The sequence below is a fragment of the Microcoleus sp. B3-D2 genome (genome assembly GCF_036705345.1).
In the GTDB taxonomy this organism is placed as follows: Bacteria; Cyanobacteriota; Cyanobacteriia; order Cyanobacteriales; family Microcoleaceae; genus Microcoleus.
The window spans coordinates 1-21,948 of the sequence record NZ_JAUBUG010000095.1 but is presented as its reverse complement, the minus strand read 5'-3'; the positions used below and the strand labels follow the sequence as shown (position 1 = coordinate 21,948).

Annotated in this window: 22 protein-coding genes; 11 read left to right on the top strand and 11 right to left on the bottom strand. The window is 46.4% G+C overall.

Annotated features, from left to right (window positions below; all coding sequences use genetic code 11):
- Window positions 1-217: 217 nt before the first annotated feature.
- From QUB14_RS25660 to QUB14_RS25635, 6 genes are all read right to left on the bottom strand, one after another.
- A complete protein-coding gene (locus QUB14_RS25660) occupies window positions 218-553 on the bottom strand; it encodes a cupin domain-containing protein (protein ID WP_333220510.1) in 336 nt (111 codons plus the stop codon).
- 99 nt (window positions 554-652) lie between these two features.
- Window positions 653-1,432, bottom strand: a complete 780-nt coding sequence (locus QUB14_RS25655) for a class I SAM-dependent methyltransferase (RefSeq protein WP_333220512.1) — start codon at window positions 1,430-1,432, stop codon at window positions 653-655.
- Between the two features lie 224 nt (window positions 1,433-1,656).
- Window positions 1,657-1,836, bottom strand: a complete 180-nt coding sequence (locus QUB14_RS25650; RefSeq protein ID WP_333220514.1) for a hypothetical protein — start codon at window positions 1,834-1,836, stop codon at window positions 1,657-1,659.
- 40 nt (window positions 1,837-1,876) lie between these two features.
- Window positions 1,877-3,454, bottom strand: coding sequence for a sodium:proton antiporter (locus QUB14_RS25645; RefSeq protein ID WP_333220516.1), 1,578 nt, complete (start codon window positions 3,452-3,454; stop codon window positions 1,877-1,879).
- 19 nt (window positions 3,455-3,473) lie between these two features.
- Window positions 3,474-4,409, bottom strand: a complete 936-nt coding sequence (locus QUB14_RS25640; protein WP_333220518.1) for a DUF389 domain-containing protein — start codon at window positions 4,407-4,409, stop codon at window positions 3,474-3,476.
- Between the two features lie 266 nt (window positions 4,410-4,675).
- Window positions 4,676-4,855: a hypothetical protein gene (locus QUB14_RS25635; protein ID WP_333220520.1), complete on the bottom strand. Its 180-nt coding sequence runs from the start codon at window positions 4,853-4,855 to the stop codon at window positions 4,676-4,678.
- Window positions 4,856-4,886: 31 nt separating this feature from the next.
- On the opposite strand from QUB14_RS25635, the gene QUB14_RS25630 reads away from it, so the two are divergent.
- The 4 genes from QUB14_RS25630 to QUB14_RS25615 all read left to right on the top strand — a co-directional run bounded on the left by QUB14_RS25630 (window position 4,887) and on the right by QUB14_RS25615 (window position 6,206).
- Complete coding sequence (locus QUB14_RS25630) at window positions 4,887-5,297, top strand: MAPEG family protein (protein WP_333220522.1); 411 nt, start codon at window positions 4,887-4,889, stop codon at window positions 5,295-5,297.
- Between the two features lie 185 nt (window positions 5,298-5,482).
- Window positions 5,483-5,665 carry a hypothetical protein gene (locus QUB14_RS25625; RefSeq protein WP_333220524.1) on the top strand — a complete coding sequence of 61 codons (183 nt, stop codon included), beginning with the start codon at window positions 5,483-5,485 and terminating at the stop codon, window positions 5,663-5,665.
- Window positions 5,634-5,996 (top strand): hypothetical protein, encoded by a 363-nt coding sequence (locus QUB14_RS25620; RefSeq protein WP_333220548.1) that lies wholly within the window; start codon window positions 5,634-5,636, stop codon window positions 5,994-5,996. Before QUB14_RS25625 ends, QUB14_RS25620 begins: the two co-directional genes overlap by 32 nt.
- A gap of 51 nt (window positions 5,997-6,047) precedes the next feature.
- Window positions 6,048-6,206 carry a hypothetical protein gene (locus tag QUB14_RS25615; RefSeq protein ID WP_242720304.1) on the top strand — a complete coding sequence of 53 codons (159 nt, stop codon included), beginning with the start codon at window positions 6,048-6,050 and terminating at the stop codon, window positions 6,204-6,206.
- Window positions 6,207-6,344: 138 nt separating this feature from the next.
- On the opposite strand, the gene murD is transcribed toward QUB14_RS25615, so the two are convergent.
- Window positions 6,345-7,691: a UDP-N-acetylmuramoyl-L-alanine--D-glutamate ligase gene (murD, locus tag QUB14_RS25610; protein WP_333220527.1), complete on the bottom strand. Its 1,347-nt coding sequence runs from the start codon at window positions 7,689-7,691 to the stop codon at window positions 6,345-6,347.
- Window positions 7,692-8,242: 551 nt separating this feature from the next.
- Window positions 8,243-10,405 carry a glycine--tRNA ligase subunit beta gene (glyS, locus tag QUB14_RS25605; RefSeq protein WP_333220529.1) on the bottom strand — a complete coding sequence of 721 codons (2,163 nt, stop codon included), beginning with the start codon at window positions 10,403-10,405 and terminating at the stop codon, window positions 8,243-8,245.
- A gap of 484 nt (window positions 10,406-10,889) precedes the next feature.
- Here glyS and QUB14_RS25600 point away from each other — a divergent pair, with 484 nt between their 5' ends.
- Window positions 10,890-12,017, top strand: coding sequence for a HetZ-related protein 2 (locus QUB14_RS25600; RefSeq protein WP_333220531.1), 1,128 nt, complete (start codon window positions 10,890-10,892; stop codon window positions 12,015-12,017).
- A gap of 604 nt (window positions 12,018-12,621) precedes the next feature.
- Window positions 12,622-13,686: a GspE/PulE/PilB domain-containing protein gene (locus tag QUB14_RS25595; protein WP_333220533.1), complete on the top strand. Its 1,065-nt coding sequence runs from the start codon at window positions 12,622-12,624 to the stop codon at window positions 13,684-13,686.
- Window positions 13,687-13,948: 262 nt separating this feature from the next.
- On the opposite strand, the gene QUB14_RS25590 is transcribed toward QUB14_RS25595, so the two are convergent.
- The 3 genes from QUB14_RS25590 to trpB all read right to left on the bottom strand — a co-directional run bounded on the left by QUB14_RS25590 (window position 13,949) and on the right by trpB (window position 16,686).
- The gene (locus QUB14_RS25590) at window positions 13,949-14,581 is read right to left on the bottom strand and encodes a ribonuclease D (protein ID WP_333220535.1); all 633 of its coding nucleotides are present in this window, start codon (window positions 14,579-14,581) and stop codon (window positions 13,949-13,951) included.
- Between the two features lie 83 nt (window positions 14,582-14,664).
- Window positions 14,665-15,171: a CAP domain-containing protein gene (locus QUB14_RS25585; RefSeq protein WP_333220537.1), complete on the bottom strand. Its 507-nt coding sequence runs from the start codon at window positions 15,169-15,171 to the stop codon at window positions 14,665-14,667.
- Window positions 15,172-15,447: 276 nt separating this feature from the next.
- Complete coding sequence (gene trpB, locus QUB14_RS25580; protein WP_333220539.1) at window positions 15,448-16,686, bottom strand: tryptophan synthase subunit beta; 1,239 nt, start codon at window positions 16,684-16,686, stop codon at window positions 15,448-15,450.
- A 255-nt stretch (window positions 16,687-16,941) separates the two neighbouring features.
- Between trpB and QUB14_RS25575 the strand changes: the two genes are divergently transcribed.
- The 5 genes from QUB14_RS25575 (at window position 16,942) to QUB14_RS25555 (ending at window position 21,865) form a co-directional block, all read left to right on the top strand.
- Window positions 16,942-17,502 carry a peptidoglycan-binding domain-containing protein gene (locus QUB14_RS25575; RefSeq protein ID WP_333220541.1) on the top strand — a complete coding sequence of 187 codons (561 nt, stop codon included), beginning with the start codon at window positions 16,942-16,944 and terminating at the stop codon, window positions 17,500-17,502.
- Between the two features lie 576 nt (window positions 17,503-18,078).
- Window positions 18,079-18,447, top strand: coding sequence for a translation initiation factor (locus tag QUB14_RS25570; RefSeq protein ID WP_333220543.1), 369 nt, complete (start codon window positions 18,079-18,081; stop codon window positions 18,445-18,447).
- Between the two features lie 152 nt (window positions 18,448-18,599).
- Window positions 18,600-19,193 carry a recombination mediator RecR gene (gene recR, locus QUB14_RS25565; protein ID WP_333036394.1) on the top strand — a complete coding sequence of 198 codons (594 nt, stop codon included), beginning with the start codon at window positions 18,600-18,602 and terminating at the stop codon, window positions 19,191-19,193.
- A gap of 322 nt (window positions 19,194-19,515) precedes the next feature.
- The gene (locus QUB14_RS25560) at window positions 19,516-21,624 is read left to right on the top strand and encodes a prolyl oligopeptidase family serine peptidase (RefSeq protein ID WP_333220544.1); all 2,109 of its coding nucleotides are present in this window, start codon (window positions 19,516-19,518) and stop codon (window positions 21,622-21,624) included.
- Window positions 21,625-21,649: 25 nt separating this feature from the next.
- Window positions 21,650-21,865: a hypothetical protein gene (locus tag QUB14_RS25555; protein ID WP_333220546.1), complete on the top strand. Its 216-nt coding sequence runs from the start codon at window positions 21,650-21,652 to the stop codon at window positions 21,863-21,865.
- Window positions 21,866-21,948 lie beyond the last annotated feature (83 nt).

Below are 21,948 nucleotides of genomic sequence, written 5' to 3'. Positions count from 1 at the left end.
TGATTGTCGGTATGATCGAATCAATGACGTGGCGATCGGCTAGCTCACTCTTTTAAGATACAAGGGGCGGGTTTCACAAACAATATTTGACTGCCACTCACTATCTATATAAACCAGCCCCCCACAACCCGTGAATCGGGGCGGGGCGGGTTTATCAGATTATTGATTTTCGGCAATTATGGTGGGTAAAACCCGCGCCTACCGAATAATGATGGCATTAATGAGGCTCGGAAAGTGTCAAGATAAATGCCAAATTTTGTTCAGCTTTCAAAGCGTGGAGGGCGCGGGCGGGCAGAAAAACAAACACCCCCGGTTCCAAGACAATATCTTTGCCTTCTAGAGTCAAAATCCCCTTTCCTTCGATGACATTAACTGTGGCATTGCGCGGCGAAGAGTGCTCGGAAACCTCGCTACCAGCAGCCAGACAAAGTAAATTGTACTGACAATTATTGTCTTTGATTAAAACTTTGCTCGACACTCCGGCGGCGGGATATTCAATTGCGTCTCGGAGTTGGATAGCTGAAGATTGTAGCGGTAAAAGAGTAGTAGTCATAGTTTTTGACAATTAATTAATTTGGTCACAAGCCCCGAATTTATCAGTGGCTTCACTTTCTTCCCTCGAAAATCGAAAATCGAAAATCGATTGAGTCGGTTAAGATTGTTTTTTGGTCGAGATAACGATGTAGCCTAGATCCTGTTGGTAATGCTGGAAAACTCGACGCATTGCTAAGATACGATCGCGAATTTGCGATCGACTTAATATATTCCACAAAATCCGCACCGTACCCACAAACCCTTCATCTTGCAGCATTCGCGGTAAGTTGAGGAGTCCCATCGCCCCGGTTTGACACTTTTCTACTTGCAAACCCGCGTTTTGGCAAACAGCAATCCAGCCAGACTCAGACAAAGGCGTTGAATTAGCCCGAGTCACTTCTGATAAAGCTTTGTGAATTTCAGATTCTCGGTTTCTAGCTAAAAGTTCGTGAGAGAGAAACTTGCCACCTGGTTTTAAACGATCGCAAATTCCCGATACAATTTTAGCTTTCCCTGACGGCGACTGCATTGTCAGGATAGCTTCAGCCAAAACCCAATCAAACTGTTGGGAAATCCGCTCCAAGTGAAAAATATCTCCTTCCACAATTTCTACTCGATCGCTCAAACCCGCTGCTGCAACATTAGCACGAGCGCGGGCCACACTCTCGGGATTTTTCTCAACTCCCACTACTTTTACACCAAAACGTTTAGCAAGGGCGATCGAACTATATCCAAAACTAGCAGCCAACTCCAAAACTGTCTCGCTCGGTTGAAAATCCGCCCATTCAAATAACTGTTCCGTAGCAAGTTTCCCCCCCGGCCTCAGCATTCTCTTACCCGCCGCGGCCAGAACTTCATGTCCGGGTGCAGTCTTAAAATTGAGAGCAGTATTGGTCATTAAATTGACCTCCTATTTAACCTTACTCTCAGTATGCCAAATTTTCCCAAATCTTTCTATGATCTAGCTCATATTCAAATTATTGTAGGCTGACGCACTGTACAATATCAGGAATTATACCATGTCCGCCCCTCAACAATTCGGGCTGTTTTTGATTGCCAACAATGCTTTCAGTCGAAAGCCCAAAACCCGTACTCGTTTTAATTAGAAATTATTTCGGTTAATCATGCCAACGAATTCGCTGCGAGTGCGCGGAACATTCCCAAGCGCCAAAGCCCGACACCAAATACTAACCGCATTAGTAAAAGACTCGGTATTTCTGGCAGAAACTTGATGAAACCCGATATGCACAAGCGCACTAATCCGGCTGAATTAGTGATGCCATCCCAGAGAGAGCAGGTCATAAATGGGACAATCACGTGGATTATCCCTACAAACATCCTATTAAGAAACAATTTTCTCATTCCGAGCTTGAAAACATTGCTGCAACACAGAAATAGGCATCTCATTCAATTGACCCGCTCGCACAAATTCAGCATAAGTATCAGCCTCTATTGCCTGCAAATCCCCTTCGAGTTTGTCGATAGTCATCTGCCGCAGTTCAGGAGATCGATCGTACATTTGGTTGATTTCTGCTTGCAGCAAGTTTAATTTTTCTTGAAGCTGACTCACGAGATGATTGGAAAACTCAGGCTCGATTTTACGATCGCCCGATACATCCGATAGATACTTGAGAACCCGGTTGAGAGCAACACGTTGGGCGATCGCCTGCAGATACTCCTGGCGCAACTCCTGGTTGCTCAACAACCCCAATTTTTCCAGTAGCGCCTTGGTGGTTAAACCTTGTACTAGCAGCGTAAATAAAACTACGCCAAACACGATCGCAAAAATTTTTTCCCGATCGGGGAAAACATCCGGCACGCTCAAAGCTAAAGCAATCGATACAGAACCCCGCAATCCTCCCCACCAAATCACAGTTCTATCGGCTAATGAAATTTCAGATTTTGCCAACCTATTGCTCAACCATCCTAAACCAAAAATAGCGATCGCTCGCGTCACAAACATCGCCGCCACAGTTATGCCAATGACTCCTAAATTCGCTTGCAAACCAGCAAAACTAATTCGATCGCCAATCAGCAGGAACATGATGGAATTTACAAAAAACGCCAAAAAATCCCAAAATTGTGTTACCGCCAGTCTGGTACTGGGCTGCATACCTATCTGAGAGCCGAAATTGCCAAATATCAAGCCCATCACCACCACACCAATCACCCCAGAACCGCCTAAATCCTCCACAACTATATAAGTGCCGTAGGCGGAAACTAAGGTTAACGATTGCTCCACCAAAGGTAAATCAAACCGTTGGGTGAGATAGGAGATCCCAAAACCGATCGCACTCCCGACAGTAATCCCAATTCCCACAAAAGCTAAGAAACGCCCCACCAGAAATGGGATGCCAACTTCCTCCGTCCCTAAAGAGAATCCCACCAAAAAACTAAAGGCAACAACAGCAATGCCATCATTAAATAAACTCTCTCCCTCCACCAGCAAAGCTAGGCGTTTTTCAACTCCCAATTCCCGGAACAATGCAATGACTGAAACAGGATCTGTAGCAGATATACTAGCTCCTACCAATAGGGCGATTGCTAAAGAAACTCCAGCTATTTGGTTGAGAGCAAAAGCCACGCCAGCAACAGAAATAACCACACCCAAAACCGCATAAAGGGCGATCGGCACTAAATCCCGCTTGAGTTTAGACCATTCCAGATTCCAAGCAGCTTCAAACAAAAGAGGCGGCAAAAAAATCAACAGAATCAGTTCGGGCGAGAGCGACACCAATCGCACATCTATAAAAGCCAAACCCAACCCGACAATTACTAAAAGCAGCGTGTAGGGAATTTGGCGCAACCAGCCCCATATTTGCGGCAGAACCGCCACACTTAAGGAAACTAATAGCACTAACAGAAATTGCTTCAGATTGCCCTCGATCGTCACTTCGTGAATTAGAGTTTCTGGAGTCATACAATTAGGGCTAAAATAGCTAAGGTTTCGGTTTCGATCGCGACTTATCCGGCGTTGAGCGCCGCACTTCTTCAACTTGACTGACTTGAAAAATTAGGGTAAATTGTTGACCCATTTCTTTTTCGACAAATGCTTCTAAAAGCTGCACCTGTTTAGGTGTCAAAGCTTCGCTGCTGCGAACACTCAGACGAACTTCCGGCGGTTTCGCCAACCAGTTAGTATCGCTTTTAATCATTTCCACCCGTTGAAAAGTGATAGTTCGGTTAAGCAACGCCCGCTTTAGACTGGCTTCGAGTTGCGCTTGCTCGATCAATTCCGCAAAACTCACGCCCAGAGGAATCACAAGTATAGCCGTCAATGCTAGCGCCCACAAGAGGGCTTTACCGGCGCGATGCAGGGGCGTGTAGCCGGCCATTAAGGAGGTTAGCATACAGGAAAGAGTAATCCCCAGCAAATTAGTAAGATACAGGAGGCTTGCTCCCAAACTGAGGGACCAATTAGCTTGAGATAAGCCTAAACCTATAACACAAATTGGCGGCATGAGAGCCACGGCGATCGCAGTTCCCGCCAGAGTAGCAGAAACTTTGGGCTGAACTTTCGCATAGCCGCTGATTCCCCCAGCGGCGATCGCAATTCCTAAGTCTAGTAATGTAGGTTTAGAACGAGCTAGAACTTCGCTCCCAAAGTCGGGAAGTTGTACCAAAGCTCCCAAAAAACAAGCTAGAAAAATTGCTAGCACCGTCCCGACTGCTAATGCAATTAAACCTTTGCGAAAGAGGAGAATGTTACCTTCTACCGCTCCAAATGCTAACCCTCGGATTGGTAACATCAGAGGGGCGATGATCATAGCACCGATGATGACGGCCGCACTGTTGCTAAGCAGCCCAAAGGTAGCGATTATACAGGAGCCGAGAATTAAGACAAGATAGTCAATATCTAGGGTTGATTCTTCCAACAAGTCAACTCGTATTTTCTTTAAATGCTGTGGATCGATCCTGCTCCTGGTGAAATATTTAAGACGGTCTCGAATATTGTTGAGCAAAATAATCTCCTTAAGTCAGGGGCTTGTATCCGTCAAACGATTTTAGATTTTAGATTTTAGATTTTAGATTTTTAATTTACTCCACTGATTTGAGATTTTAGATTGACTCCATTGATGAATCTGGGAGCTTGAACACAAGTCTAAAATTTGGGGCTGCTCACGACAAGACTCGGGGGCTTCTATCCGTATGCAGGTGCAATCAAAACAATCAAAATCCCAGCCAGCAAGTTTTCGAGGATGTCCCGGAATCCGAAAGCAATTGCCGCGCCACTAATACCCAGCAGTTGAATCAAATCCTCTGCCTTGAACGACGGGATGGCGATGAATAACCCGATCGGCAATAATTGATTTATAATCAAGATATCTACTTCACCCCAATAATACCGAATCATGCTCGCAGAAGCAAACGCGACACTTTTGCCTAGTCTAATTACTGTTTCAGCATTAATTCTCTACTTCGTTGTTACCATCAACGTCGGTAGAGCTAGATTTAAACACAAAGTTTCTCCCCCGCAGATGACAGGAAACCCAGACTTTGAGCGAGTGGTGCGAGTTCAGCAAAATACCTTAGAGCAAATGATTCTATTTTTGCCCTCGCTGTGGCTGTTCTCGCAATTTATCAGCCCAATTTGGGGGGCGGGTATCGGCGCAGTTTGGATAGTTGGACGCATTTTGTTTGCTTGGGGTTACTATCAAGCTGCCGAAAAAAGAGCGGCAGGATTTGGCATTAGTACCTTAGCTACTTTAGCTTTGCTTGGTGGTTCCTTAACAGGCATAATTATGTCGCTGCTGAAGGTTTGAGCCTAGCTTCCGATCGACATAATTGTTTTTTTTCTACTCGTTTCCAGGCTCTCCCTGGAAACGCAGATAGGGAGGCTCAGCCTCCAATTTTCCTGCTGAAAAAACGAGGCTGAGGCTGTAGGCAGAGGTTCCCAGGCAGAGAGAGCAACGGAACCAGTTAAATGTAATAAATTTTAGGAGTCAAGATGTCAGAAACCAACAAACCCGTATTTGAAATTAAGCCGAAACTTTTTCAGCAGCTTGTCGAGTGGCAAGAAAAACTTGAACGAGAAGATGAATTAGCAAGCGAGTCAGAAAACGAAAAACCAATTGAGGTAAAAAATCCTCCCGACAGTGATGAACAGCATTCTCAAACAGATAATTTATAGCTGGTGGCTAGCTGCATCTTTTGCATTTCCGGCTGCTGTCTCGGCTCAATCGCTGACACCTAGCCAAATTCAGCAAGTCAATACCGGTTTGTTTCGTTCTAACTCTCAAGATTTCTTTCAGCAAGGCTATCGCCAACTGGAAAGAGAAATCGCAATTTTGTTGCAAAGAAATGTCACTTCCGAAGGCAAGATTCTGGAGATTGATGAAAAATTGCTCTCTCAGCTTTGCAACCAAGAATTTAAAATATCCTCGCGCAATTTTGACACACTAAATGCTGCTAATATTGCTGATTTTAAGGCAAAATTAACCAATATTTGTAAGTCAAATTAAAATAAAAGTGAGGTAAAAATCTAAGTTTTAGTGTAGATGGATAAAGAAGAAATGACCAAATTGAAACTAGCCATGCTGGAAGCGGAAACTGCCGCTCAATTGGCTGCGATCATTATTGATTACACTCATGAGGAAATGATGCTAGTTTTTCAGGCGCTAGAATGGGAACAACAGGATAGGATTAAGACTGTTTGGAAGACTGTTAGTTAAAGTAGATTGGCGGAAATCAGAGGTTTTAATTTTTAACCGCAGATGTAAGCCGATAGACGCAGATGAACGCAGATTTAATTTTGTTAGTGTTCGCTGTGTAGAACAATCTGAATTTGTACACAGCGAACAATAACATATCTAAACTAGCGATTCGAGGCATAATTGGCGGAAATGATCGCCCCGTTGCTCGAAGTTTTGGTATTGATCGAAGCTAGCACAGGCTGGGGAAAGCAGCACTACTTTAGCATGATTTTGTTGGGCTAGTTCTGCCGATCGCGGGATTGCTCGTTCCATTGTTTCGACAATTTCCCAAGCGTTGTAATTTGCTTGTTCGAGCCGCGAGGCAAAAAGACTCGCTGCATCCCCAATTAGCAGCACCGCAGCAGCTTTCGCCTTGATTGTATCAATCCAAGCGCGATCGTCCCCTTCTTTGGCGTCGCCGCCGGCAATTAAAATCGCCGGTGCGCTCACAGAAGCCAACCCGACTTGGGCGGCGTCATAATTAGTAGCTTTGCTGTCGTTGATGAAATCTATGCCTTCCCAAGTGCAGATGTGTTCGAGGCGGTGCGAAACTCCGGGGAATTTAGCGATCGCCCCGGCGATCGCACTTTTATCTATCCCCGCCAAATTAGCCGCCGCTACCGCCATTAACAAATTCTGCAAATTGTGTTCTCCCACCATCCGCAAAGAATCAGCAGGCAGAATTTTCTCGTTTTGAGCTATTACCCAACCGTTTTCGATGTACGCTCCAAAAGTGCGAGCGCCCAACAGTTCTTTTTCACCTTTGACACTTGTCCAACACGCATCCGGCCAAACGTCAATTCCTTGCTGCCGCAAATAAGGATCGTCGCCGTTGATTACTTGCAATTCAGACTTTTTCAGCAAATGCGCTTTAATGTTGTAGTAATTTTCCAAAGTTTTGTGGCGGCTGAGGTGATCCGGCGTCAAAGTTGTCAAAACTCCGATTCGCGGCGCAACAAACGGCGAGGATTCTATCTGATAGCTGCTGATTTCTGCGATTACCCAATCCGGCTGTTTTTCGGCTAAAGCTAATTCACACGCAGCATAGCCAATATTGCCGCAAGCGGGAGCGTAAAGCCCGGCCTCTGCAAAAATAGCAGCAATTAAAGCAGTAGTAGTAGTTTTGCCGTTCGTGCCGGTAATTCCCACCCAAGGAGATTTGAGGTAACGCCACGCGAGAGCCATTTCTCCGATTGTTTCAATGCCTAACTCTCTGGCGCGCACTAATGCTGGACTGTCCCAGGGAACCCCCGGACTTACTACTATTAATTCTATAGATTCGACTGGTTCAAAAGATTTACCTAACTCCACATGAATTCCTTCGTTAGCGAATTCCTGTTGCTGTTCAAGCAAATTGGGGGAAGATGAGCGATCGCTCAGCGTTACTTCCCATCCTTCGCGTTTTAGCAGTCTGGCGGCAGCAATTCCTGATTTTCCTAGTCCAATGATATGAGCTATCGGCATAAGCTGTGTGTGTGATGGAGCGAACTTCCCTGGTTTTATAAGTTTATATCTTAACCTTGAATTGGTTGTTGACTATTGGCCATTTTGCTTATTTTTTAAGAGAGCGATCGAACTCTGCTGAGACTCGCGCGGTTCCGCAAAAATTATAATAGATTTACTCGTTTTATTGGTAAGCTTTAATGTTATTTTGATCGAGAGTTTTAAGTAGTAAGTTTCTCAAGTTGGTTTGCCTACAGGCCCGCCCGTTGTTTCTCAAGGCCCGCCAGGGGTTGAAAACCCCTGTCTAACAGCTAAAGTCAGTTAAAACTGAGATATGGCACCATTGTCAGCAACAGGCAAGATGCCTGTTCCACAATGAAATTCATCTCTTTTGGAACAGGCATCTTGCCTGTTCTTGACGGTGCAAGATGTGAGTTTTAACTGACTGAAAAGTCTAGTATGTGTGAGTTTCAGTCCTCTTAAGAGGACTTTCGCTTTGAGACGGGGGTTGAAACCCCCGGCGGACTGAAGCAGAGGTTTTCAACCCCCGGCGGACTCAAATCTTGTCAATTCTAACTTTTCACGATCGCCCCAAAGTCAGCCAACACCCGGGCGTGATTCCGCAGCAAACCCAGTAAATTCAACCGATTCTGCTTAATTTCGGGGTCGGGGTCCATCACCAACACGCTTTCTGACCCGTCGAAAAAGTTGCTGACAGTCGGAGCAATTTCAGTCAAACTATCTACTAACTGCTGGTAATTCCGAGTTTGTTTGGATAGCAGCGTTTGCGGCACTAACTGCACCACTGCATCGTAAAAAGCTTGTTCAGACGACTTTTGAAATAAATCTGGTTTCACAGCCGTTTTCGGTTCCAATTCTACTTTATCCAAATCACCTTGAGCCGCCAAACGAGTTGAACGGTTGACTGTTTCGTAAATTAGATCCAAAGTCTGGTTATTGCGGATTTGTTGCAGAAAAAGCGCTCTTTCCAGTGCGTCCAACAAATCTCTCAATGCTCGTTCAGTATATTCTGGGTCGTTTTCTCCCAAAACTGCATTTACCAAATCGTAATCTACATTTTTTTCTTCTTGCAACAAAGTCCGAATTCTTTGCAAGAAAAACTCGTATAACTGCTCCAGCAACTCCGTCGGTGTTTCCGGGCGCGCTGCGGTAAATTCGGCAACAACTTCTGCGAGCAACTGGTGCAAATTAATTGGCAACTGAGCCGCCCAAATAATGTTAGTTATTGCATTAGCGGCGCGGCGCAAAGCGAAGGGATCGGATGAACCAGTCGGCAACATTCCCAAGCCGAAGATGCTGACTAAAGTATCTAATTTGTCGGCTATTCCGACAACTTGACCAGTCAGAGTTTGGGGCAAATTGTCGCCCGCACCTTTGGGCAAATAATGTTCAAAAATCGCTGTGGCTACTTCTTCCGATTCGCCACTTGCTAAGGCGTATTTCTGCCCCATGATTCCTTGCATTTCGGGAAGTTCGTAAACCATTTGGGTTACGAGGTCGGCTTTGCAAAGCAATGCTGCTCTTGCTATGTAAGCTTGTTCTTCGTCTGTGATTTGCAGTTGAGTGGCGATGAGGCTGGCAATCTTGCACAGGCGATCGACTTTTGCGCGCACTGTCCCCAAATCTTCCTGGAAAGTAACTGTTGCCAACTTGGGCAAATAATCCTCTAGAGGCTTTACCAAGTCTGCTTTGTAGAAAAACTGACCGTCTGCCAATCTCGCCCGCACTACTCGCTCGTTACCGGCGGCAATAATCGCGGCTTTAGCGGGATCGCCGTTGGAAATGGTAATGAAATAGGGCAGAAGTTCGGGATAATCCGGGCTTTTGAGAATTGGAAAATACCGCTGGTTTGTGACAATAATTGTAGTAATTACTTCCGGTGGCAATATCAAAAATTCGTCGTCAAATTTCCCGACAACTGCGTTGGGCCATTCTACTAAGTCGGTGACTTCTTCTAACAAATCTTCGGTAATGTCGGCGTAACCGCCTTGTTTTGTTGCTGCGGCTTCTACTTGTGCTTTAATTTGATTTTTGCGCTGGGTTCGATCGACCTCCACGCAAGCAGCCCGCAGACACTCGGCATAATCCTCGGCTTGCGGAATCGAGACCCCCCCCGGGGGTGTAGGGGCGGTGTATAACACCCGGTGTCCTTGGGAAATTCGATCGCTCTTGACCGTATCCGAACCGCTCACCAATGTAATTGGCAGTACAGTATCATCCAACAAAGCCACCATCCATCGAATCGGGCGCGGAAACTTCAAATCTCCGTCGGCCCACCGCATAAATCTTTTGCCTTCTAACTTATTAATCCACTGCGGCACAAGTTCTGTCAAAATATCCGCTGTCATCCGCCCCGGAATCTTTTTGAGTACAAACACAAAATCGCCTTTATCGGTAGCGCGAACTTCCAAAGCATCAATTTCGACGCCCTGCTTTTTCGCAAAACCTTCGGCTGCTTTCGTCGGTTTGCCATCTTTAAAAGCCGAACTCGCGGGTGGCCCTTTTACCTCTTCTTCTCTATCTAATTGCTGAACTGGCAGCCCTTTCACGAGAACGGCCAAACGCCTCGGAGTAGCGTATACATTAATTGAGTCATTTGTCAAGGATTCTTCTGCCAGCGTTGCAGGTACAAGTCGCTGCCACTGCTGGGCGCTGCTTGCGACAAAAGATGCGGGCAATTCTTCTGTACCGAGTTCTAATAAAAAGTTAGGCATATCGCACCGTAATGGAATTTTGTTTAGGGTAATTTAAGGTAATTTATCCGATCGCGCGATCGTATATCTGAAAAATACTCAAAAATCCAGGATACCACGTAAAATCGGGGGTGAAAGACAATATTCTCGACAGCCCGTCAGGAACCTTAGCCTAAAGGCATAAGGCTTGAAAGAGAAATCTAGAAAGCCATCCTGACGGGCCTAAGTCCTTCGCGGACTACGTTTTTTGAGTCACGACACCGGGCGGATGCGTAGCTAGTCCCCTGCTGTGTCGCTGAGAGTTAAACAATCTGGTATGTCACGCTCGATAGTGCTTTCAGCCTAACAAGCTCACTAAACAAAGGCGCGTGCTAACTTTACTCCGAAAGGAGAACGGGACAACCATATCCCGACGGAGGGGCAACCATACCCCTCCACCCCGGAAGGGGATTCAAATTAATGTAAAGCCGTCCTAAAAGGACGGGGTTTCACACCCAATTTTCCGATGACCTTGGCGGAAAGACTAGGACAAGATTGGAAGTCTCGACTGGAAAAAGATTGCCCGGACGAAAATTCTAGCACCCGCGAGAGTGTTGTCCGCTGGCTGTTGGGAGACAAGCCCGAAAGATTTGACACTCTTAGCCCAACTCAATTGTCTGTCGCCTCTGGGGCGATCGACTTTTTATATCGAATTTTGCTTTCTCGCTATCTGGGAGTACCGCCAGAAAAAGCTTACCGCAACTTGATCGGGCGGCTCGGCGGCTTGGTTGTGCTCCGGCAAAAAATCCAAGCGTGGGTTTCCCTGAGTCGCGACAGACAGCGGAGTGCGGTGGAGGTACTGCAAGAAGTGATCCAGGAAATGCTCAATTCCGATCGCTACCTGCAGCAGCAAGTCGCCTGGATTGCCGAATGCACCTCAGACAGACGCCTGCGAAATGCTTTGCTACTAGCGAGCACAGAAGAATACTGCTTGCGGCCGATCCGCAACCAGCCGCTGCTGGTGTACCGTTTTGTCAACTACTTGCGGCGTGCCCAGCGGGGCGGGTTGACGCAAGTGCCTGCGGGAGACTGGGTGCGGCTGGTGTCGGAACAGGTTCTACCCGACGATACAGACGAACCGCTCAGCCTGCTTGACGAACAGGCAATGTCCGAGTATCGAGAAAATCAAGCTTGGGAAGAGCAGCAAACTCAGCGGCAGATTGTCCAACAAGAATTTGAGAATTACTTAGCCGCTGAAGTCGATCCGCTGGCTTCCCGGTGGCTGCAGCTTTACCTGCAAGGTCGTTCCCAAGAGGCAATTGCCGAGGATTTGAAGGTTCCGATCAAGCAAATTTACCGCTTGCGAGAAAAAGTCAGTTACCACGCGATTCGGGTTTTTGCGGTCAAACAAGCACCGGAATTAGTCGCCAACTGGCTGGAAACTTCGCTCCAAGAACACAGTTTGGGCTTGACTCCCGCTCAGTGGCAGCAATATTTACAAGACCTCACACCGGTGCAGCGGCAGTTGGTAGAATCGCTGAAAGCAGGGAAAAGTGTAGAGACGATCGCCTCTGAATTAAAGTTGAAAACAAATCAAGTCATCGGCGAGTGGAGCAAACTCTATTTAGCAGCTCAATCCCTCCGCAACGAGTAGATTGGTAATGGGTGGCGGGCAATTGCTAATTGTTAATTGGCGGTAGCATTTTTCAGAATCCGCGCTACAAATCAATTCCCCAACAGCCGCAGAGTGCTGCGAGTTTCGCTGTGGAAAACCGCGCGATGCCCCTTGTATCAAATCAGGTTAGATCGATCGGGATTTTGTAGCCCTGCCGTGACGATCGCGCTCCGAGACGATCGCAGTCAACTATCTGAGGTAAGATACTAGCAGCACGATCGACTTTTCAGGATTTTTTAACCAATCCCAAATTCAGCGCTTGCCCGTAAATCATCCGTTGTGGTGCATCTCTAATACTTGTGCATTAAAGACATAATTCTATTGTTGCCAGCCACGGGCATCAATCTCGGGCGATCGGTGATAGTGGGTCTAGACTGCGCTAGTCATCATCTAGTTCTAAATCTTTTGGTAGAATTTGAGGCTGCAATCCAGAAGGAAGAAAATTCTGGGACTAAGGATTTTTATTTTATAAAAGCTTCCGGTTGTTAAGCCAATTCCTCCGTCAGGGAAGTTGCAGCGTTTAATTTTATCGCATCAGGTTGGTGCGTCGCGCTCGATCGCGCTTCCAACTACAAAGCAGCTAATGGTACATACATCTTCAACAGACTCGGCAGCTACAATGGACTCCGATCGAATATTTCACCTAATCGATACAGTTGTCCCCTTTGAAGCTTGCCTTTACTATCAAGTTTTGCCTTTATCTCTAGAAGGTAATCAGTTTAAATTGGGCGTAGTCGATGCCCAAGATGACTCCGCCTTGGACTACGTGCAGCGGATTTTAGCTTACATGAATTGCTCAGTCACAACAGAGCAAATTGCCTCGGAAACTCAGCGCTCGATGCTCTCAGCTTACTTGCTGCACGGGAGCCAGCTTCGAGAACCCAGCCAGACAACCGCCGCAGCCCCAACACCCAAAAATCCCGCATCAGCAACTCCAGGCCCCAATGCAGAAACGCTGCTGTCTGTGCCAGAACCCTCGATGCCCGAGCCTGAGCGGTTTAAACCTGCTGCCGCTGAGGTTCCCCCGACACCGACACAGCTATCGGTTTTGAATGTCGAGGCTTTGCACTTGTCAAGCCGAGTGGAAGTTTTGGCAACTTTGCCCGCGCCTCAACTGCTGCAAGAATTGCTCGGTAGAGTGCTGCGAGAGGGTATCGGCCGCCTCTTTTTTGAGCGGCACCAGTCCCACGGTCGCATTCTTTGGAGTCAAGATGGCGTTTTGAAATCGATGCTCGAAGGTATCGATATCGTCCTTTTCCAAGAGGTAATCGACGAGTTGAAGCGACTGACAGATATGCCTGTTTCCCCGGTGGAACATCCCAAACAAGTCGAAGTTGAGCGCGTATATCAAAACACTCATTTGCTGTTGCGCTTGCGGGTAATGACGGTGGGCGGCAAGGAAGAAGCCACCCTGCAAGTTTTGCGGGGGGCAGCTTTGAGGTTTTACCAGCAGCAGCAGTTGTCTACTTTGAGTCGGGACGCACTGCGGCTGGCCGAAGAATTGCAGCGGAAAGTGAATCAAATTCGCGATCGAACTCGGCTTTCTCCTGGGCATTTAGAGGGGTTGCCCGCTTTGGAACAGGTGATTAGAAATGTTGACGACCAAATTGAAGCTTTGCTGCACGGACACAATCCCGATCAGCCTTAATCAGCCATAGATGACTGTTTTGAATTTTTTTTAACTCACATCAAGTCCGGTCAAATAATAATAATTACGTTTGTAGTGAGGACTAAAGTCCAAGCGAGTTTTATGATAACTCAAGTCTTCACTACAAACCAATTTGATGGCAGTTCTGCGAGGTGACAGAATATTATACCAGTTCCAAAAAAGAATACAATTGTAGGCCCGTGTTCTAAACCCTGGTAGTCATCAGTCATTCCCAATCTAAAATTTAAAATCTAAAATGGTATTAGCCGTGATCGAAAACATCCTTGTACTGCAATAAATCCAAACTCACAAAAACTGGCAAACACTGAAAACATTGCTGTGCAATTTCCCAGCGTTCTTCTCGCTGCAACATAGCAGTCAACTTTTGTTTAGCGCTCAGCAAATAGCGGACATCGTTAGCAGCGTAGCTGAGTTGGTCGTCTGAAAGATGCTCGGAATTTCCCCAGTCAGAACTTTGAGAAGTTTTGTTGAGTTCTACTTTTTCCAATTCTTGGATTAAATCTTTAAGTCCGTGTTTGTTGGTGTAAGTTCTCGCAAGTTTGCTCGCTATTTTTGTGCAGAAAACAGGTGCAATGTCAATACTTAAATTGTAACGCATTGTTGCCAGATCGAAGCGCGCAAAGTGAAATACCTTCTCAATATTTTCGGATTCCATTAACTTCTTTAAATTCGGGGCTGCTGTCTGGCCTTTGGCAATCCGCACCGCCGCAACTATACCTTGCGGATCGCACAACTGAACCAAACACAAGCGATCGCGCCACGGTAGCAAGCCCATTGTTTCCGTATCAACCGCGATCGCCGGCGCAGTCAAATAATAAGATAAGAGAGAATCGGGAATATCACCATCGCACACTTGAAAATCTGCAAATTCCATTATGGGTAACTGTTGACTGTTGACTGTTGACTGTTGACTGTTGAGTGCCTTCTTCCCTCTTCCTTCTTCCTTCTTCCTTCAAATTACCAACTGCGAACAAAAAGCTGAGTAAAATAATACTCGCCTTTGGCATTTTTTGCAACCCCAATACCGGTCACATTAAACTGACCTTCCATATTTTTGCGGTGGCCGTCACTTTTAATCCAACCCTCAACAGCATTGCGTACCGGCTCGTTGTAGCCAAAATTGTAAGCAAGATTTTCAGCTACACTTTTATAAGGAATCGTAATTGCTTCCGCCCGCCCTTCAAATCCATCGTGGCTGAAACTGACTTTACCGTTAGCCATATTTTCGCTGTGAATTCTTGCTATCTGACTGATTCGCGGATCGATACTCAGCGGCGGCAACTTTTTAGATGCTCGGTATTGATTGATCTGTTGGTTAACCGCTTTTTCTAAGTTAGTAATAGAACTCGAAGCAACCTTAGTATTCATGGGAGTTTGTGGCAGCGATCGCGTAGGAAGGAAGGTGTCACACTTAGGCAGGATTGTCAACAATCCCAAGCACATCAAAATCAAACCTTTGGACATGAAATCACACGAGAAATAAAGTTAATTGTTACCATTAGTGCCAACTTAATGCCAAAAGTAGTATGAGTATACCGTCTGACGATGAGCCTCTCGATCCCCCTAAATCTCCCTTAATAAGGGGGACGAAAGAGCGCTTCCAGTCCCCCCCTTATTAAGGGGGGCTAGGGGGGATATAGACTTCGATACAAACGAGAGAGACAAAGGATTTTAGTCTTAAGTTGACACCAATTAATTGTTACTAATTCCTACAGAGCGATCGCCCCACATTCCGCTAACCTAGATATTCAGAACCTTCGCCACAGTGTTCACGTCTTTGTCGCCGCGTCCCGAACAGTTCAGCACAATGCGGGGATTGCCTGTTAGCTGCGGGCAGAGAGTCTCTAAATAGGCGATCGCATGAGAAGTTTCCAAAGCTGGAATAATCCCCTCCAACTGCGAAAGCCGCTGAAAAGCTCCCAGCGCTTCTGCATCAGTTACGCTATAATATTCAGCTCTGCCGGCATCCTTCAAATAACTGTGTTCCGGCCCCACACCCGGATAATCCAAACCCGCACTAATCGAATGTGGCTCAATCACTTGACCTTCATTATCTTGAAGCAAATAACTCATCGCCCCGTGCAGAACTCCCACACTTCCCTTAGTCAAAGTAGCAGCGTGTTTATCAGTTTCCACGCCTTCGCCCGCCGCTTCAATACCGATCAATCTGACAGTTTCTTCCCCGACAAACTCGTGGAAAAGACCCATTGCATTAGAACCGCCGCCGACGCAAGCTAATAAAATATCCGGCAAACCGCCCCACTTTTCTTGACACTGAGCGCGGGTTTCTTGACCGATTATCGCATGGAAATCGCGCACCATCATCGGGTAAGGATGCGGGCCCGCTACGGAACCGAGAATGTAATGAGTTGTTTCGACATTTGTCACCCAGTCGCGAATCGCTTCGGAAGTCGCATCTTTCAGCGTTCCCGTACCCGCCGCCACCGGTCGCACTTCTGCTCCCATCAAGCGCATTCTAAACACATTTAAAGCCTGTCTTTCCATGTCGTGAACGCCCATGTAGACAACGCATTCTATACCAAAACGAGCGCAAACTGTAGCAGTAGCAACGCCGTGTTGACCGGCACCAGTTTCAGCAATTACCCGCTTTTTGCCCATGCGTTTTGCAAGCAATGCTTGAGCTAAAGCGTTGTTGATTTTGTGAGCTCCCGTGTGGTTTAAATCTTCGCGTTTGAGGTAAATTTGCGGGCCAGTTCCGTCTGCTTTAGCGTAGTGATCGGTGAGGCGTTCCGCGAAATACAAAGGGCTGGGGCGGCCGACATAATCTTTGAGCAATTGTTGGAGTTGCTGTTGAAATTCCGGTTCGCTGCTGTATTTGTGGAAAGCGGCTTCTAGTTCAAATAAAGCCGGCATCAGGGTTTCGGGGACGTATTTGCCGCCGAATTGGCCAAATCTGCCGAGGGAGTCGGGGCGTTGGGCGCTGGTTTCGGAAGTGAGATGCAGGGGGGTGACAGTCACAAACTTGTGGGGATAATGGGACAGATTTCATTATATCGAGTCGATGGGGCTGTGGGCGATCGGGTGTGCAAATCGCTGAAAGGTCGATTCGGTCGTTTTCGATGGTCTCCAAAATTGAGTATTTGAATAAAATTTATGCTTTATACGTGTTTATACGGAATGGGTATATTCAGGAGTGAATATATTCAGTAGTGAAGTTAAGTCCATGTTTATCTCAAACATGAAATACAACATACAACTAAGTAAGGAAAAATCATGAACTCTATTTCTATTCTGCTTCAAGAAGGCTCACAAGGCACCGAAGTCACCAAGCTACAAGAAGGTTTGAAAAAATTAAATTTTTATCCAGGTATCATTGATGGTATTTTTGGATCAAAAACTAAGCAAGCTGTCATCAATTTCCAAAAGTCCCAACAACTGGTTCCCGACGGCATTGTCGGCGATAAAACTTGGGCTAAAGTAAATGCAGCGAACAATCCACGTTTTAATTTTCAGGTGGTTAACGTACAAGAATTCATCTCTTCTGAAGGCATTACAGCGACTAATCCAAAAGCCGTAGCGGCACAATTGTTTAGGGGGTTGGAAGATGAAGAAGGAAGAATTTATGAAGAGATTTCAATTACATATTCCAGAGAAGGAACATCTGTAGTTTTATACACCCGAATAGGTCTAGCTGACGATTCAGCCCGTGCACTACGACACCGCGTTGAATTAAAACGCAACCAAAATAAATGGGGAATTATTTGGGTCGGACGGCAATTTCAGTGTCAACCAGGTCGAGGACATCAAGAGTGGTCGGGCATTATTTGCTCCTAATCGGGTTTTATTCCCTCGATATATAGAAACGCTTCAATCAGTGCCAACGTTTCTATAAAAGTATCGGGTTTATCCCCACTTACTGGTGAAACTAATTGATTAGAACCCCGACAACTTCTGCGAAGTCGGGGTTCTTTGCTTGCGCCCGATCGCACTTAACCAACTAAAATTAAATTCCCCACCCATCTCAAACCCGCGCTTCAACAGAATTATCCATCTCCCTCTTCTCTTCCTGGACGCCCTCAGCGGTTCACTCCTCCAGAAACAACGGTAAACGATATAATTCAATTGAAACCGGGGAATGTGCGATCGCCCTGATAGCCCGCCAGGGAATGAATTCCCTGTCGAGAGAGCTAAAGTCAGTTTTAACTGACTGCTAATATCAAGTACAATCTATGTACAACCAACCGCAAATCTCAGAGATTATATTCCCTGAAAACTCACCTAAATCAACCATTCTCAAACACATTCTACAGTCCTCTGAAGAGGACTTTAGCTATGAGGCAGGGAATTCATTCCCTGCCGGACTGCCGGGCCCATGCGCTACCAGGCATAACTCCCAAATACCAAACTACTATGAGTACATCAAAACCCAAAAACTCCAGTACAAATAACCAATCAGGAAAACGAATTGTTTACTCCGAATTTGGCAATATTGACAACTCCGCGGCCCTCCAACGAGGAATACAAGAAATTCCCCCAAATCAACAAAATCTCAAAATCGAAGCATCCCGAAAAGGACGCGGCGGCAAAACAGTTACAGTCATCAGCGGATTCCAGGAAAAACCCGAAACATTAGCAGCTTTGACAAAGCAGCTAAAAGCGCAATGCGGTACTGGCGGAACAGTCAAAGAAAATGAAATCGAAATTCAAGGCGAACACAAGCAAAAACTGCTAGAAATTATCACCAAGTTAGGCTACAAAGCTAAAATTAGTGGAGGGTAAATTAGTCAAGACTCATCAGTGAATAGGCGGGGCGGGTTTATGATATACTTAGTTTTACAGATAGATGGTTGGTAAAACCCGCCCCTACATCGCGCAAATTCTACGCTCGCGAATCAACCAGAAATGATATTACCAATTACCGCCAATTTTTAATGTACACTCGACCTTTAGCTCGTTTAATCGAACAATTGCAGCGCTTGCCAGGAGTCGGCCCAAAAACAGCCCAGCGGCTCGCTTTACATATTTTGAAGCGACCGGAAGAAGAAGTGCAAGCCCTAGCTAAATCTTTGATTGATGCCAAACAGCAAGTAGGTTTCTGTCAAGTATGCTTTCACTTATCTGCTGACCCTGTTTGCGAAATTTGCCGCAATACCAACCGCGACACTCATACCATTTGTGTAGTGTCCGAATCCCGCGACGTAATCGCTTTAGAAAAAACGCGGGAATATATGGGTAAATATCACGTTGTTGGCGGCGTTATCTCGCCGATGGATGGAATTGGCCCGGAACAATTGAACATTCAACCCTTAGTCCGGCGCGTCAGCCAGCAAAAGGTTAAGGAAGTAATTATTGCTATTAGTCCCAGCGTGGAAGGCGAAACTACTACTCTTTATATCGGTCACTTATTAAAACCTTTTACCCTAGTGACGCGCATAGCTTTTGGTTTGCCGATGGGGGGAGATTTGGAATATGCCGATGAGGTTACATTGGCTCGCGCTTTGGAAGGAAGGAGAGAGTTGGATTAGTTAAAAACGGGTGATTAGTGATTGAAAAATAAGAGAAACGAACCGCGAAGACGCGAAGGGCACGAAGGAAGAGAAGAGAGGAGGAAGAGTTTACAATTGATGCGACGATAGTTATATCCTAAGCTTTTGGGATTGCTTCGTGGAGGCTCACAATGATGAATTTGTAAGATATGAAACCCGCGTCTGCGGGTTTTGTCTGTTTAGCGACTGGTTTCAACCTGTCGGGTATTTGGTATTTGGTATTTGGTGTTGGGTATCGTTGTTCCCTGTCGTAACTGCCGCGAAAGGGTAAACTGGACAAAGTTACCGAGAGTAAAAAATCATGACCCAATTCGATCGACCTTTCACCTACCCCACAACCCGCAAAATCGACCAAACAGACGACTACCACGGCGTCAAAGTATCCGACCCCTACAGGTGGCTGGAAAATCCCGACTCTGAGGAAACCCAAGCTTGGGTGGAAGCCCAAAACGCAGTCACTTTTGCCTACCTCAACGAAATTCCGGCGCGAGAAAAAATCAAACAGCGCCTGACTCAACTTTGGGATTACGAGAAATACGGCATACCTTTCAAAGAAGGATCTCGCTATTTCTACTACAAAAATGACGGCCTGCAAAATCAATCCGTACTCTACACTTTGACATCTCTCGACGGCGAACCCAAAGTATTAATTGACCCCAACACTCTCTCAGAAGACGGAACCGTTGCTTTGGGTGGCGTAGCTATCAGCGAAGACGGCAAACTCATGGCCTACGGTTTGTCAACTTCCGGTTCCGACTGGCAGGAATGGAAAGTCCGCGATGTGGCAACCTGCGAAGATTTATCCGACCATTTAAAGTGGATTAAATTCTCAGGAGCATCCTGGACTCACGACGGCAAAGGCTTTTTTTATAGTCGCTACGACGAACCCAACGAAAAAAGCAAGCACGAAGACGTTAACTATTACCAAAAACTGTTTTACCACAAAATCGGCACGCCGCAATCTGAAGACATATTAATCTACGAGCGACCAGACCAAAAAGAGTGGGGATTTAGCGGTGGTGTTACCGAAGATGGCAAATACTTGATTATCTCTGTTTGGCAGGGAACGGAAACGAAAAACTTGATTTTCTACAAGGATTTAACTGCACCGGAATCAACCGTTGTAGAACTGATTAGCGAATTCGAGGCTGAGTACAGTTTCATCGACAATGAGGGCTCTATTTTCTGGTTTCAAACAAACTTGAATGCACCGTTAGGCCGCGTAATTGCGATCGACACCAACAACCCACCTCCTTCATCCCTCGCTTGTGATGAAACCCCCCCGTCGCCCAGGGAGGGGGGGTTTACAGAAATTATCCCCGAAGCAGCAGAAACTCTCGAAGGCATAGGCCTCCTGAACAATCAATTTGTCGCTTCCTACTTGAAAGACGCCTACACTCAGATTAAAATTTTCACTTTAGACGGCTCTTTCGTGCGAGATGTTGCCTTGCCCGGAATCGGTTCAGCGGGAGGATTCGGCGGCAAGCGGGACGACACCGAAACTTTTTATGCTTACACCAGTTTTACTGCACCAAACACCATTTATCGCTACAATATGGTGACAGATGAAAGTACGATTTATCGGCAGCCAAAGGTCGATTTTAATCCCGACGATTACGAGACAAAACAAATATTTTACCCGAGCAAAGACGGTACGCAAGTACCCATGTTTATTACCCACAAGAAAGGCTTGCAGTTGGATGGCAATAACCCCACCTACCTTTACGGCTACGGTGGTTTTGGCATCTCGCTAACTCCGAGTTTTTCTGTTAGCAATGTCGTGTGGCTGGAGATGGGTGGAGTTTATGCGATCGCCTGTTTGCGGGGAGGTGGCGAGTACGGCGAATCCTGGCACCAAGCAGGCACAAAGTTGAATAAGCAGAACGTGTTTGACGACTTTATCAGCGCCGCTGAATGGTTGATCGAAAACAAGTACACCAAACCGGCTAAATTGGCGATCGCAGGCGGTAGCAACGGCGGTTTATTAGTAGGGGCTTGCATGACTCAGCGACCGGAATTGTTCGGTGCAGCGCTGCCGGCAGTCGGCGTCATGGATATGTTGCGCTTTCACAAGTTTACCATTGGTTGGGCCTGGACTTCTGAATACGGTTCGCCGGAAAACCCCGAAGAATTTTCCACAATTCACGGCTATTCTCCGTTGCACAACCTCAAACCGGGAACGGCTTATCCGGCGACAATGATTACAACTGCCGATCACGACGATCGAGTAGTTCCGGCCCACAGTTTCAAGTTTGCTTCTGCCTTGCAAGAAACCCACGCGGGTGAAAAACCCGTGTTAATTCGCATTGAAACTAAAGCGGGACACGGTGCCGGCAAACCCACTGCGAAAATCATTGAAGAATTGGCAGATGAATGGGCCTTTTTAGTGCGGGAACTCGATATTAACTAACGTGTAAAAAGCGCGGAATTGGGGGTTGCCGAGTCCGAGAAAGTGCGATCGCGCCACCCTCAATTTTTCCGCCTCTCCCGTAGGGTACGCCGGCAGCACAAAGCACCTCACCGTAGTATTTGAAAGAATTTTTTGGGCAAATCTGGCGTTCAATTCTCAAATCCTGCGATCGCTTCACTACCTTTCGCTGCGACTACCCGAAATTTTAAATCATAAATTAGTGCAACTTGTCAACTCGTAGCTCGTGTTACAGCGTATCCCAGGTTTATGAGGTACACTAATATTTAATGTAGAAATAATAGTCCCAATGAAATCTTACTCAAT